The 13,984-nt window shown below is 56.5% G+C and carries 12 protein-coding genes and 1 pseudogene; 6 read left to right on the plus strand and 7 right to left on the minus strand.

Translation table 11 applies throughout. The annotated features are described in order from the left end of the window. Nucleotides 1-118: 118 nt before the first annotated feature. On the plus strand, nucleotides 119-2,170 hold the full coding sequence (locus ABLU67_RS24985) for an AsmA family protein (RefSeq protein WP_048263471.1): 2,052 nt from the start codon (nucleotides 119-121) through the stop codon (nucleotides 2,168-2,170). A 49-nt stretch (nucleotides 2,171-2,219) separates the two neighbouring features. Here the strand turns inward: ABLU67_RS24985 and ABLU67_RS24990 are convergent, their stop codons facing one another. The 3 genes from ABLU67_RS24990 to ABLU67_RS25000 all read right to left on the minus strand — a co-directional run bounded on the left by ABLU67_RS24990 (nucleotide 2,220) and on the right by ABLU67_RS25000 (nucleotide 6,016). Further along, nucleotides 2,220-3,542: an MFS transporter gene (locus ABLU67_RS24990; RefSeq protein ID WP_004126314.1), complete on the minus strand. Its 1,323-nt coding sequence runs from the start codon at nucleotides 3,540-3,542 to the stop codon at nucleotides 2,220-2,222. A 270-nt stretch (nucleotides 3,543-3,812) separates the two neighbouring features. Next, nucleotides 3,813-4,844: an inner membrane protein YhjD gene (gene yhjD / locus ABLU67_RS24995; RefSeq protein ID WP_004134249.1), complete on the minus strand. Its 1,032-nt coding sequence runs from the start codon at nucleotides 4,842-4,844 to the stop codon at nucleotides 3,813-3,815. A 272-nt stretch (nucleotides 4,845-5,116) separates the two neighbouring features. Further along, nucleotides 5,117-6,016 (minus strand): LysR family transcriptional regulator, encoded by a 900-nt coding sequence (locus tag ABLU67_RS25000; RefSeq protein WP_014227163.1) that lies wholly within the window; start codon nucleotides 6,014-6,016, stop codon nucleotides 5,117-5,119. Between the two features lie 119 nt (nucleotides 6,017-6,135). On the opposite strand from ABLU67_RS25000, the pseudogene ABLU67_RS25005 reads away from it, so the two are divergent. Then, a pseudogene (locus ABLU67_RS25005) lies at nucleotides 6,136-6,893 on the plus strand (SDR family oxidoreductase). Between the two features lie 349 nt (nucleotides 6,894-7,242). After that, complete coding sequence (locus ABLU67_RS25010; protein WP_033836812.1) at nucleotides 7,243-7,851, plus strand: response regulator transcription factor; 609 nt, start codon at nucleotides 7,243-7,245, stop codon at nucleotides 7,849-7,851. Here the strand turns inward: ABLU67_RS25010 and ABLU67_RS25015 are convergent. The 4 genes from ABLU67_RS25015 to ABLU67_RS25030 all read right to left on the minus strand — a co-directional run bounded on the left by ABLU67_RS25015 (nucleotide 7,848) and on the right by ABLU67_RS25030 (nucleotide 12,014). Then, nucleotides 7,848-8,276 (minus strand): lysozyme, encoded by a 429-nt coding sequence (locus ABLU67_RS25015; protein WP_025106817.1) that lies wholly within the window; start codon nucleotides 8,274-8,276, stop codon nucleotides 7,848-7,850. The two genes, ABLU67_RS25010 and ABLU67_RS25015, sit on opposite strands and share 4 nt — an antisense overlap. A gap of 53 nt (nucleotides 8,277-8,329) precedes the next feature. Further along, the gene (locus ABLU67_RS25020) at nucleotides 8,330-8,878 is read right to left on the minus strand and encodes a GNAT family protein (protein WP_014227159.1); all 549 of its coding nucleotides are present in this window, start codon (nucleotides 8,876-8,878) and stop codon (nucleotides 8,330-8,332) included. Nucleotides 8,879-8,946: 68 nt separating this feature from the next. Then, nucleotides 8,947-10,599 carry an alpha,alpha-trehalase gene (locus tag ABLU67_RS25025; RefSeq protein ID WP_014227158.1) on the minus strand — a complete coding sequence of 551 codons (1,653 nt, stop codon included), beginning with the start codon at nucleotides 10,597-10,599 and terminating at the stop codon, nucleotides 8,947-8,949. A 266-nt stretch (nucleotides 10,600-10,865) separates the two neighbouring features. Beyond that, a complete protein-coding gene (locus tag ABLU67_RS25030) occupies nucleotides 10,866-12,014 on the minus strand; it encodes an iron-containing alcohol dehydrogenase (protein WP_048263481.1) in 1,149 nt (382 codons plus the stop codon). 121 nt (nucleotides 12,015-12,135) lie between these two features. Between ABLU67_RS25030 and ABLU67_RS25035 the strand changes: the two genes are divergently transcribed. From ABLU67_RS25035 to ABLU67_RS25045, 3 genes are all read left to right on the plus strand, one after another. Continuing rightward, nucleotides 12,136-12,759 carry a glutathione S-transferase gene (locus tag ABLU67_RS25035; protein WP_014839737.1) on the plus strand — a complete coding sequence of 208 codons (624 nt, stop codon included), beginning with the start codon at nucleotides 12,136-12,138 and terminating at the stop codon, nucleotides 12,757-12,759. A 437-nt stretch (nucleotides 12,760-13,196) separates the two neighbouring features. After that, complete coding sequence (locus tag ABLU67_RS25040; protein WP_134898776.1) at nucleotides 13,197-13,661, plus strand: PTS sugar transporter subunit IIA; 465 nt, start codon at nucleotides 13,197-13,199, stop codon at nucleotides 13,659-13,661. Nucleotides 13,662-13,697: 36 nt separating this feature from the next. Further along, nucleotides 13,698-13,982 (plus strand): PTS sugar transporter subunit IIB, encoded by a 285-nt coding sequence (locus ABLU67_RS25045; RefSeq protein ID WP_224266276.1) that lies wholly within the window; start codon nucleotides 13,698-13,700, stop codon nucleotides 13,980-13,982. Nucleotides 13,983-13,984: the final 2 nt, after the last annotated feature.

The raw sequence follows: 13,984 nt of genomic DNA on the forward strand, positions 1-13,984 counted from the left end.
CGTTCCATTATTTTTTTGACCTGACGCGGATTATGTGACGAAAACCTCATTCGGCGGAGCAAATGGCGTTTCTCAACTATATTCAGGAGTGACGAGACGCAAAAGGAGTGCAGAAGGGATGAGCAGAACCCGAAAAACCGTGGCTATTATCCTGGGAACGATTGTCGTACTGATCGTTCTGTTTTTTATCGTGCTGGCGACCTTTGACTGGAACCGCCTGAAGCCGACGATCAACCAGAAAGTCTCTGCCGAGCTGAACCGCCCGTTCGCGATTCGCGGCGATCTGGGCGTCGTCTGGGAACGCCAGCCCGGCGAGAGCGGCTGGCGAAGCTGGATCCCCTGGCCGCACGTTCATGCCGAAGATATCGTCCTTGGCAACCCCCCTGATATCCCGCAGGTCACAATGGTCCACCTGCCGCGCGTTGAGGCGACTCTCGCCCCGCTGGCGCTGCTCAGCAAAACGGTCTATCTGCCGTGGATTAAGCTTGAACAGCCCGACGCGCGTCTGATCCGACTGTCGGAGAAGACCAACAACTGGACTTTCGACCTGGCTTCGGCGGGGTCGTCGGAGAAAGATGCGGCGCCTTCCAGCTGGTCTTTCCGCCTCGACAATATTCTTTTCGATCGCGGCAAGATTGCCGTTGATGACAAAGTGTCGCGCGCTGACGTGACGATCGTGGTTGATCCGCTCGGTAAGCCGCTGGCGTTCAGTGAAGTGACCGGCGAGAAGGGGAAAGGGCAGCCGCAGAAAGTGGGCGATTACGTCTTCGGCCTGCAGGCGAAAGGGAGCTACAACGGACAGCCGCTCTCCGGTAGCGGCAAAATCGGCGGCATGCTGGCGCTGCGCAGCGAAGGGACGCCGTTCCCCCTGCAGGGGGATTTTCGTTCCGGCAATACCCGGGTCGCGTTTACCGGCACGGTCAGCGATCCGCTTAACCTCGGCGGCGTCGATCTGCGGCTGAAGTTTTCCGGGGACTCGCTGGGCGATCTCTATGACCTGACCGGCGTGCTGCTGCCGGATACGCCGGCCTTTTCGACCGACGGGCATCTGCGGGCCACCTTCAAGGAGAAAAACGGTTCACGCTTCGCCTATCAGGATTTTAATGGCCGCATCGGCGAGAGCGATATCCACGGCTCGCTGACCTACACCACCGGTAAACCCCGGCCTAAGCTGGAGGGCGACCTTGAGTCCAGGCAGCTAAGGCTGGCGGATCTGGGGCCGCTGATTGGCGTCGACTCCGGCGGTAAAGGCAGCCAGACCGAACGGCGCAAAGGCGAAGCCTCCCCGCAGCCGGCCGGAAAAGTGTTGCCGTATGACCGCTTTGAAACCGATAAGTGGCAGGTGATGGATGCCGATGTGCGCTTTAAAGGACGGCGCATTGAGCACGGCGGCACGCTCCCCATCAGCGACCTCTCCACCCACGTGATCCTCGAACGGGGCGACCTGCGCCTGCAGCCGCTGCGTCTGGGGCTGGCCAACGGCACGATTGCCGGCAGCATTCATCTTGAAGGGGATAAAAAACCGCTGCAGGGGACGGCGAACCTGCAGGCGCGCCGCCTGAAGCTGAAAGCGCTGATGCCAAACGTGGAGATGATGCAGAAAACCCTCGGCGAAATGAACGGCGATGTGCAGCTTCGCGGCACCGGCAACTCCGTCGCCGCGCTGCTGGGCAACAGTAACGGTAACCTGAAGCTGCTGATGAACGACGGTTTAATTAGCCGCAACCTGATGGAGATCCTCGGCCTGAACGTCGGTAACTTTATCATCGGGCAGATCTTTGGCGATGATGAGGTGCGGGTGAACTGCGCGGCGGCCAATATCGACGTGGTCAACGGCGTCGCCCGGCCGCAGGTGTTTGCCTTTGATACGGAAAACGCGTTGATCAACGTCACCGGTACCGCCAGCTTTGCCTCAGAGCAGCTGGACCTCACTATCGATCCGGAGAGTAAGGGCTTTCGCATTATCACCCTGCGTTCACCGCTCTACGTGCGCGGCACCTTTAAGTCGCCGAATGCGGGCGTGAAGGCGGGGCCGCTGATTGCCCGCGGCGCGGTAGCGGCAGCGCTGGCGACCCTGGTGACGCCGGCCGCCGCGCTGCTGGCGCTGATCTCACCCGCCGAAGGCGAGGCGAACCAGTGTCGGGCAATCCTGTCGCAGATGAAAAAATAGTCGGCACGGAGACGCCCCTCGCCGGATGGCCAGGGGCGTGGAGGGAGAGTTACAGCGATTGATGACGCGTTTCGTGAGTCAGCAGCAGCGCGATCATCGTCAGCGCCGCCATGGCGGCCAGATAGAGCCCTACCGCAGGCAGACCGTAGTTGCCCTGCAGCCAGGCGGCGATATACGGCGCCACGGACGCCCCGAGGATCGACGAGACGTTATAGGAGAACGATGCGCCGGTATAGCGAACTTCCGTCGGGAACAGCTCCGGCAGCAGCGCGCCCATGGGGCCAAAGGTCAGCCCCATCAGGCTCAGGCCAATCAGCAGGAAGGCAAAGACCAGCAGCGGGTTGCCGGAGCCGAGCAGCGGTTTAAAGGCAAACAGCGCGAAGAGGATGATCAGGGTCGTAATCACGACCATGCTCTTACGACGGCCGAATGCATCCGCCAGCAGGCCCGCCACCGGTACCATCACGCCAAAACCGATAACCGCCATCATCAGCATCCACAGCACTTCGTTACGCGGCAAGCCGAGGCCAATCGGCGCGGCGGCGGTGCTGAAGGTCATGGAGTAGACGGTCATGATGTAAAACAGCGTATAGGTCGCCAGCATGATAAAGGTGCCGAGAACGGTGACGCGCACGTGTTTGGTCAGCAGCGTGCCCAGCGGGATTTTGACCTGTTTTTTCGCGGCGGCTACCTTAGCGAACACCGGCGACTCGTGCAGCGAAACGCGGACGTACAGGCCGATAATGACCAGCACGGCGGAGAAGATAAACGGCATACGCCAGCCCCATTCCATAAACTGCTGGTCGGTCAGCAGCCAGGAGAGCAGCAGGAAGGTGCCGTTCGCGAAGAAGAAGCCGATAGGCGCGCCCAGCTGTGGGAATGAGCCATACAGCGCGCGCTTGCGCGGCGGGGCGTTTTCCGTCGCCAGCAGCGCCGCGCCGCCCCATTCGCCGCCAAGGCCGAGCCCCTGACCAAAGCGCGCCAGCGCCAGCAGCACCGGTGCCATAATGCCAATGGTTTCATAGCCGGGCAGCAGGCCGATAACCACGGTGGAGATCCCCATCGTCAGCAGCGAGGCGACGAGGGTCGCTTTACGGCCTACGCGGTCGCCGAAGTGGCCAAAGACCGCTGAACCGATAGGGCGCGCAATAAAGGCGATAGCGAAGGTCGCCAGCGATTGTAGCGTCGCGGCGGCGGGATCGCCCTGCGGGAAGAAAATGTGCGGGAATACGATAACCGCCGCGGTGGCATAGATGTAGAAGTCGAAGAACTCGATGGCGGTACCAATGAGTGAGGCGACGACGACTTTATTGCGTGAGTTAACCGGAACGGTGTCCTGCGCGTTGTCGAGTGTTGTGGCTGTGGCTTGCATAGATCTTTCTTATTTTTTGCGAACGAAAGGCCATATAGCCACAGCCTTGGGGACATTTCAATCTGTAACAAGGGGCGGGGGAGGCGAAAAAAGAAGCAAAAAGTGAATAATTTCTGTGCCAGAAAAATAACTTCTATGAAATGCTTCACAAAATTCAAATAATGGTCGATAAAACCAGGTTTAGGTTAAATAAAAGTTACATGTTGGATTTATATGCTGAAATGCCAGGTTGGGCTGAATTTTGCGTCTTTTATTCAGCCCAGTGATGGTTTAGTCGTGGGCTTTGCCCGGCATCCGGCGGTCGTCTTTATATTCGGCGGTGGCAATCCATGCGGCGCAGAACAGCGTCAGGCGGGCAAAAAAATAGAAGAAGGCCATTATCCCCAACACCGAACCGAATGCCGCCCCGGATGGGGATTTCACCAGCGCCGGTAGCGTCCAGGTCATAATGATTTTGATTATCTCAAAGCCGACGGCCGCAATCAGGGTGCCGCGAATCAGCGCCTTACGGCGAGGGCGGTGGCGCGGGAGTCGCCAGAAAATCCAGAAAAACAGCAGATAGTTGGCGAAGATGGAAATCGCGAGGCCAATCAGCCGCCACGCCGGTTTCAGCCACTCGATATAATCAAGATAAAGCGCCGAGATAATCATCTGCTGGGCCGAGCCGGCGATAGAGGTGATCGACAAGGTAATGACCAGCGCAACCAGCAGGCCGATCAGCGAGATAAAGTCGCGGAAATACTTAACCCAAATTTTCTCCTGATCCTGCGGCGTGCGTTCCCAGACGTCGCGCGACTGGGCGCGGATGGCCTCACGCAGGTTGCCCATCCAGTTAATGCCGGAGTAGAGCGCCACCAGCAGACCCACGATACCGACGGCGGTACGCTGCTGTACGGCGGTATTGATGGTATTTTTCAGCGTTGCCGCCAGCGTCGGGTCGCTAACATTAAGCAGGATTTTATCGAAGATGTCCTGTAGCAGCGTGGGATGCGAGGCGAGAACAAAACCGGCGGCCGCAAAAGAGACCATCAGGATTGGGATCATCGATAAAAACGAGAAGTAGGTGATTGCCGCGCCAAACTGATTACCCAGCCTGTCGTTAAAGCGCTCCGCGGCGCGGATGATATGGGCGACCATATGGTTACGCTGAACTTTTTCCGCCGTTCCGGTGACGCTTTTCAGCGCCTGGTTGGCTTTTTTCGCCACGGTAGAGTCGTTTATCGCAGCCATCGCGCTTTTGTTTTTATCCGGCTGCTGGCCCGGATCCTCGGTTGGGCGTTGAGCGTCGTTTTCCGGCGTCATAAATTATTTCTTCCTTTTTTACAGCGATATTCTTCAAAAATTATATACGTAAAATCACGGATGGGGCGTATCGGGGGGGAGCGGGCATCGGAATCTGCGAATCACTGAAGCGCGTTCTTGTGTTATTCCCCGGCAGCGCTGCGTTTGCATGGCCCTGGGCGAAATTAATAATATAATGATATTATTGGTTTTTTTACGCCGTGTAAGGCGTCAGCCGGCACCCGGCAGGGAATATCGGCACGCTCTCAAATACAGATTTTTCATCATTCGGCCTAATCAACGTAGTTTTTCATCAAGCCGCCCAGCCACTCCATAAACAGATGTACCCGGCGCGAGAGATTACGCCGGTGCGGATAAATGAGCGACACCGGCAGCGGCTCGGCGCGGTAGTGGGGCAGAATTTCTATCAGCTCCCCGGTGCGCAGCCATTCCCGAACCCCCACCCGCGGCACCTGAATAATGCCCAGCCCCGCCAGGCACGACGCCTGATAGGTCTCGGTGCTGTTCACCGTCAAGACGCCGCCGGTTTTGATCCAGCGGACGGCGCCCTCGCTGACCACTTCGAAGCCCAGCGGGCGCACCCCGAGGCTGCTTGCGTAGTGGATCAGCGCATGATCGGCGAGATCGTCCAGCGATTGCGGATAGCCGAAGCGCGTCAGGTACTGCGGGCTGGCGCAGTTGATTTGCGTTAGCTTGCCCAGCGGCCGCGCGATGAGCCCGGAATCTTTCAGCGTACCGACGCGCACCACGCAGTCAAAGCCCTCGCGAACCACGTCGACTAACCGATCGCTGCTGCTGAGCTCCAGTTCAATGCCGGGATACTGCTGCAGAAATGCCGGCAGCTGTGGAATGACCAGCTTTTTCGCTACGGCGACGGGCATATCAACCCGCAGACGCCCGCTGATGCTGGAGGGGTCGAGCTGAAACATGCCGTCCAGCTCTTCAAGATTGCTGAGCAGGTCTCTGGCGCGTTCGTAATAAACCATACCATCCTGCGTCAGCTGTACCCGGCGGGTTGTGCGATGCAGCAGACGAACCCCAAGGTGGCTCTCCAGCGCCTGAATCTGGCGCGAGACGCTTCCTTTCGGCAGGCCAAGGGTATCGGCGGCGCGGGAAAAACTTTCCAGCTCCGCGACTCTGATGAACAGCTGCATTGCGTGAATTTTATCCATGCCGGCGGCCTATTGTTGTTTTTAATGAAACAGTAAAACGTAATTTGCCATATTTATTGTTTTTATAGCATCTAATAAGCTCTTCAGCGATGCAAACGCAACCAAGAAGGGGTTTTCTGATGACGCAACGTATCGCTTTAGTCACCGGCGGTAGCCGTGGACTGGGAAAAAACGCCGCATTAAAGCTGGCGGCAAAGGGAACCGATATTATTCTGACCTGGCACAGTAACCCGCAGGCGGCGCTGGACGTGGTGGCTGAAATTGAGCAAACGGGCGTGAAAGCCGCGGCATTACCGCTAAACGTCGGTGATGTTGGCAGTTTCGGCAGTTTTGCTCAGAAGGTAAGAGAAGTGCTTCAGCAGCGCTGGCAGCGGGAGACCTTCGACTATTTATTGAACAATGCCGGAATTGGCCTGAATATTCCCTTTGCTGAAACCAGCGAGGCGCAGTTTGATGAATTAATGAACATCCAGTTTAAGGGGCCGTTTTTCCTTACCCAACGCCTGCTGCCGTTATTGCAGGACGGGGGCGGATCCTCAACGTTTCCAGCGGACTGGCGCGTTTCGCACTGCCGGGCTATGCGGCCTACGCCTCAATGAAAGGCGCGATGGAGGTGCTGACGCGCTACCAGGCGAAGGAGCTGGGAGAACGCGGAATTTCGGTCAATATTATTGCGCCCGGCGCGATTGAAACCGATTTTGGCGGCGGTGTGGTCAGGGATAACGCGCAGGTGAATCAGCATATTGCCGCGCAAACGGCGCTCGGAAGAGTGGGGCTGCCGGATGATATTGGCGATGCCATCGCCGCGCTGCTTAGCGATGACCTGCGCTGGATGAACGCCCAGCGCGTAGAAGTCTCCGGTGGGATGTTCTTGTAATCCCGCGCCCCTCCATAGAGTATGGAGGGGCTAACGTATTTCATGCGCTTCTTATTTCGTAACAGACTTTTCTCATTTCGCCATCGCCTGCGTTTCCGGCTTCGTTTAAACTAGAAAATTAGTATTATTTTTATTTTTTCTTGCCAGTTTCATTAAGAATTTCCTTAATTCAAATGTAATAAATATTGTGGATAAGTAATGGGGCCAATAAGCCCTGTAACTATTCATTGTTATGATATTTAGTTTCGCATCCCTATCGGTAAAATGCCCCAGGCCAAACGGCAAGTTGTTATTTATTTTGGCTGATGTTTGCCTTTTCATCGGGCATTTATTTATTGGAGCGAAACCCATGCAGATACTCATGTTTGACAGGCAGTCGATATTTATTCATGGAATGAAAATTGGCCTCCAGCAATACATTCCAGAGATTGATATTTTTGGCACCTGTCAGGCTGAACAGCTCTGGCAGAAGCTGACGGCGCATCCTGACGCGCTGCTCATGCTGGACGGGGATATGCACGGTGAGTTTTGCTGTTGGCTGCTGGAGGAAAAACAGCGTCGTTTTCCGCACGCTCAGGTCCTGCTGATCGTTTCTGACGATAATAAGGGCTGGCTACAGCGCGCGCTGTCTTATAATGTGCGGGCCATCGTGCAGCGCGAGGAAAGTTTGCCCACTTTCGCTCAGACCATCAACCGTCTCCGGCGGGGGCTGCCCTGCTTGCCGGACAATGGATTAATAATGGCGGAGGTGAGCGATAATAAACGAGTTCATTTGAGCCAGCGCCAGCGGGAGATTTTGCAGCTGCTGGCCGCCGGTGACTCTAATAAACAGATTAGCCGGACGTTAAATATCAGCACCGGCACGGTAAAGGCCCATCTTGAGTCGCTGTACCGTCGGCTGGACGTGAAGAATCGTACCCAGGCGGCGATGGTCTTTCATCGCGTTAGCGAAACTTAATCGGCTCTGGTTTTGAATCTTGCGCACTCTTCGCGCCGCTGTTCGCGGCCGCTGTGAATATTTTCCCATGCGCTCAGCGCGTCAGCGAACCGCTGATGATTAAGATGGGTCAGGACGGTATCAAGCGCCGGAGACGCCGCCCCGCAGCTAAAGGCTAAAGAGACCAGCGCATCATATTGCGCTTGATTAAGCGTGACCTGGAGCCTGCGCTTAAGTTCGCGCTGGCACTGCAGAAGATCGACGATAAGCAGAGTCTCCGCGATCTCGCGCGTGAAGTGAGGGAACGATTCGTAATCATTGAGAACGTGGCCGTAGCCAATCACGCGCAGGCCGCTTTCGTCCCGATAGGGGGCGAGCGCTAACCCCTGCATTCGCTTAATAAACTCCAGCCCGTGCAGGCTTAGCGGCGGTATGGTTGGGGACATTTATCGCTTCCTCTGTTGTCGGCCTGCAGTGTAGAGGAAAAGCGCGTCGCGCCCTATTCGCCAGATGGCCCAGGCTGGTGGTAATCGCGGCGCAGCAGGCCAAACAGCCAATCGTTGTGCCAGCGACCGTTGAGCCAGTAGCAGTCGCGCAGCTCGCCCTCCTGGTGAAAACCGACCTTTTGCAGCAGATTTTTTGACGCCAGATTGCCCGCGGTGACGGTTGCCGTCAGCCGCCGGATGCCGCCGGCGGAGAAAGCGTAATCGCACAGTGCGCGCAGAGACTCATAGCCGTAACCTTTGCCCTGCGCCCGGGGAGCGAACAGAAAGCCCGCTTCGGCGCTATCGGGAGCGTGATGCTGATAGCCGGTGAGGCCCAGGGGAGCGTGGGTGTAGCGGTCGCGCACTACCAGGCACAGCCAGTGGGCCGCGCCCGGCGACCACGCGGGAAGCCGGGCATCAAAAGCGTCGCGAATGTCCGCTACCGGGCGGGGATCCGCGACGTAAAGCATCACCTGGGGGTCTTGCTGTAAGCTGAGAAAAAAGGGCCAGTCGTCAAGCTGCAGCGGCGAGCAGCGCAGACGTGGGGTAACCAGTTCAGGCATAGCTGGGCTTCCGGCGAAAGTCGATGCCATGAACATAGCAGGACATCGACCGCGGGAATAGTCCGCTTTTACAACGGTTCGCCGTACAGGCCGATAAGCCGGCGCACCACGCCATTCGTCCAGCCAAAGCCATCCTGGAGCGGATATTCACCGCCTCCGCCTTCATGGGGCGTGGCGCTGGCGATATGGTACTTTTCAATCAGCTTATAGTGCTGTTTATAGAAATGATTCACCGTTTGCAGCCAGCTTTGGGCTATCTCATCGCCCAGCGGATCCTGGCCGTACATTTTAAAACCCTGTACCGCCATCCACTGCAGCGGCGCCCAGCCGTTGGGCTTATCCCACTGCTCACCGCTTTGATATTCCGTCGCCATAATACCGCCGGGGGTGAGCAGGCGGGCGCGTACCGCGTCGGCGAGCCTGTCGGCCTGTTCATGGGTCGCCATGCCGACGTACAGCGCGACGAGGCTGGCGGCGGAAAACAGCGCCAGCTGCTCGCGGCGCCAGTCGTAATCGCGGAAACAGCCGCTTTCGTCATCCCACAGATAGCGGGTTACCGCCGCCCTGCGCTCGCTGGCCTTCTGGCGAAAAGCGGCCTCTGTTTCCCGGTCGCCCTTCAGGCCGGAGAGGTTGGCGATGGTATTCTCCAGCTTGAACAGGAAGGCGTTCAAATCAATGGGGATAAACTGGGTGGTACGGATGCTCGCCAGCCGGGTAATATCCCGCAGCCAGCGGCTGGAGTAATCCCAGCCGGACTCCGCCCCGGCGCGCAGGTCGCGATAGACCTCGTTCGGCGGGCGCCCGGAGTGCTTCGCCGTTTCGACATCTTCCCGCCATGACTCATCGCGCGGCGTATCGCGATCGTCCCAGTAGCGGTTCAGCAGCGAGCCGTCCGGCATCCGCACCACGTGACGGTAGGCCTGATTGGGGATCAGCGATTCCGCGCCGTCCATCCAGAAGCTGTACTCCATCCGCAGATGGTCAAGGTATCGTTTGGCGCCGCGAACCCCATCCTCTTCAAACAGTTCGACCATCAGGGCAAACACCGGCGGCTGCGAGCGGCTGAGATAGTAGGTGCGGTTGCCGTTAGGAATATGGCCGTAGATTTCAATCATCCACGCGAAGTTGTCGGCCATGCATTTCAGCAGGTCTTCGCGGCCGCTTTCCGCCAGCCCCAGCATGGTGAAGTAGGAATCCCAGTAGTAGGTTTCGCTAAACCGCCCGCCAGGCACAATATAAGACTGCGGCAGCGCCAGCAGCGATGACCAGGGAATATGATCCTGCGGCTCGCGGGTCAGGACGGGCCACAGATTATCAATATGCTCCTTTAACGATCGCGTGGGATCGGAGACGTAATCCTCGGCGCGGTTTTCCGGCAGCCAGAAGTGGTCTTCAACAAACTGGCGGAGATCGAATCCGGGGGTGCGCCGGACGCGACGGTAGTGAATCAAAATATCCAGCGGGTCCTGCTTCGGCGCGCAGTCGGGGAAGGTTTTGCTATCGGCGAAAATTCGCGACTTCTGGACGTGAGCGAACAGTTCCAGATAGCGATCGGCAGGGGTCAGGGCATCCGAGGCGGGCAGCCCTTCGATGATCTCCGGTTCGGGTTCGGCGTCGAACATTTCATCCAGCTTTAACTCATACGGATCGGCTTCGTAGCACGGATCGATTTCGATCCTGAGCTCATCGTCATCAACGTTGCGTAATTTCTGGCTGAACATAGTGGTACGGACCTCCGGATTGCGTCAGTAGAGGATGCCGGGCGCGCCCGACCTGTCTATTAAGCTTAGACATTCGCAGCGGGAAACGAAAAGAGAAGTGTGCGGTAGATCACGCTTTGTTCTAAACCGTCTGCCCGGGGTTTCTGCTTTAACTCGTTGACCTGGCGCATTAAAACCGTTTTAACCGCTTCGTATTGCGCCGAAAAATTCGGAGATTTCGTTTTGCAACAAAATCTAAATTTCCAGGCGCTTTAGCGATTAAGCCATTACTCCCACGCGGCCTCCAGCATTTCCAGCAGCTGCTCGCTGGTGAGCATAACCGGGTTAGCCTTCATGGAGGATGAGCTGCTGGCGGCGAGGGCCGCGGGTTCCAGCGCTTCGCGGGGGACGCCGAGCTCGCGCAGATTGCCCAGACCGGATCGCTGGCTCCACTCGCGCAGGCTCTCCCAGGCGCTGTTTGGATCGGCGTCCAGTCCGGCGGCCAGCCACTGGCGTACGTCGGCAAAACGCTGGCGGAGGCGTTCGTCGCTAATTTGCGTTTCATTGAGCGCCAGGCCGAAGGGAAGCAGGCTGCCGCAAAGCGCACCGTGGGGGGCGTTGCTCAGACCGCCTAATGGGCCCGCAAGACCGTGAATGACGCCGAGACCGGCGTTGGCTAACGCCAGCCCGCCGCACAGGCTGACCCATGCCATCTCATCGCGGCTATCCGGACACTCTTTGGCCATCAGCGTTCTGAGCGCTTTGATGCCGCGCGGGATCGCCTCCCGGCAGAGAGCGTCGGTAAAAGGATTCGCCCGGGCGCACAGCCAGGGCTCAATCACCTGGGTGAGGGCATCCAGGCCGGAAGCGAGGGTCACCGCGCGCGGGGTGTTGTCGGTGAGCGACGGGTCGACAATCGCCAGGTCCGGCAGCATGCGGTCGTCGCGCAGGCTGACCTTGCGCTGCTGCTCGGGGACGTTGATCACCGCGTTCTTTGTGACTTCCGCCCCGGTACCGGCCGTGGTGGGGATGGCGACGAACGGCAGCGGATTGGCTTCTAACAGGCGCCCGGTACCCACCACTTCCAGATACTCGATCGCGGGCCCCTGCGCGGGAACCAGCGCCGCAATCGCTTTGCCGGCATCTATCACCGCGCCGCCGCCGAGGCTGACCACCGCGCCGACGCCTTTTTCCCGCGCCAGACGAACGCCCCGTTCAATATCCTGCAGGTCGGGTTCATGGGCGACAGACAGCGTGGTGACGTTCAGCTGGTGAGCGTGGAGTTCGCTTAATAAGAACGCCGCGCGCTGCAGGCTGGCGCCGTGAATCAGCAGTATCTGTGCGGAGCGGGCGGCGAGCCAGGGGGCGGCGCTGCGAGCAAGGCCGCGTCCAAAGCGGATATTGCCCGGTGTTAAAACGTTAAAAGAGGTCAACATGTCGGGTAACCTGTCCTGGAGAAAAATCGTGCAATCCACTATACACATTATCCGGCTGTACATGCGCCGCCGATGCAGTATTGTGAAACAACCATCTCTTTTGATTGAGGAATTGCTGACAATGCTAAAAATACTGGGCAAACGCTCATCAATTAACGTGCGCAAAGTGCTGTGGACCTGCGAAGAAGCGGGGCTTGAATATCAGCAGGAGGATTACGGCAGCGGGTTTCAGTCGATTGAGACCCCGGAGTTTCGCGCCCTTAATCCGAACAGCCTGGTGCCCGTGCTGCGGGATGACGACTTTGTGTTATGGGAGTCGAACAGCATCTGCCGCTATCTGGCGCGCAAAGCCGGGCGGGAAGACCTGCTCCCCACGGCGCCGCGGGCTGCCGCCGAGGTTGAGCACTGGATGGACTGGCAGGCGACGGAATTTAATACTGCCTGGCGCTATGCCTTTATGGGACTGGTACGCAAGGACCCGCGCTTTCAGGATCCGACGGCTATCAAAGAGAGCATTGCCGCCTGGACCCGCTGCGTGCAGATCGTCAATACGCAGCTGCAGCAAACCGGGGCATGGGTCGCCGGTAGCGAGTTTACGCTGGCGGATATTGTCCTTGGCCTGTCGGTGCATCGCTGGAAAATGACGCCGTTCGCCCATCCTGAAATGGCGGAAGTGGAGCGCTGGTATATGGCGCTGAATCAGCGGCCGGCGTTTAAGCGTCACGGCAACAACGGCGTGGCGTAGAGGTTATTTTTTCTTTTGGGAGCGTAATGAATGATTAATATTTTTGATAAATATTGCTTTTAAACGTTCAGTCCATAGTCATTTACACCCGCTGACGCGCGGGTAAGCAAACCCCCAGACTTTTCCCCGACCGTATTGAGGTTGCGTGATAGCCACAATACGGCCCGATCTCCCCCCTTGTGCTTTAAATCAGCAAGTCGGTCGTCCCTCGCGTAATGCATTCTAATTTATCTTTATGATAAATAATGAATTTATTTTTAATTCAAAACCTGAAGGATCTTTTATGTGATACATCGCACAAAAAAAAACCGGCGCTATTGAAGCAAATTCGTACGGGGTATAGCTTAAAGTCACTTGAACATGGTTGTACATAGACAACCATAACCAACAGTAGATATGTTGCACGTAAATCCCTTTTCAGGATCAGAGGTATTTTTATGTCAATTGCATCCAGTATTGATAACGATTTTATCCTGCTTAACCATCCGGGGGGTGAACGCGAAGCCCTGTTTCGTGAGATTAACAACCTTTTAGCGGATAAAGGATTTGTCGAGGAAACCTATCTCCAGGCCCTGATTAACAGGGAAGAGAATAATCCGACCGCTATGCAGCTTGAAAGAATCGGTGTGGCAATCCCGCACGTGGATGTTGAACATATCAAAGAAGAAAAGCTTGTCGTGGTTTCATGCCCCGAAGGCATTGAGTTTAAACAAGCGGAAGACCCTGATGAAGTTATGACAGTACATGTCATATTTTTTCTGTTACTGAAAGAAAAAGATGCGCATATCGATTTCCTGATGAAGCTAATTGGATTATTCAGACAAACAGAACAAATGGATACGTTTTTAACAACCCAATCACCTGAAGAAGTGAAGAAACTCCTCACCGCAGCACTTAATTAAAATAGTCTATTAATCAAATAAATGTACCCGGAGATTATGATGAACAAGAAAATTATTTTTGCATGTACTAGTGGTATTGCTACTTCGGCTGTTGCGACTGAGAAAGTTGTTCAGTATTGCAAAAGTAAAGGGATTAACGTTGAACCTATTCAATCAAATATTGGCACTATCGGTAAACAGGACGGTATGGCTGATTTAATTATTGTTACTTCTGCGGTGAAAACAGAACTGAAAACTCCGGTTCTCAATGGCCTTCCGCTTCTGACTGGTTTTGGTGAAGAGGAATTGCTGGAAAAAATCGTTGCCATCCTTAAACAATAAAG

This window comes from Klebsiella sp. GN_Kp190, from assembly GCF_040061795.1.
GTDB classification, from domain to species: Bacteria; Pseudomonadota; Gammaproteobacteria; order Enterobacterales; family Enterobacteriaceae; genus Klebsiella; species Klebsiella michiganensis.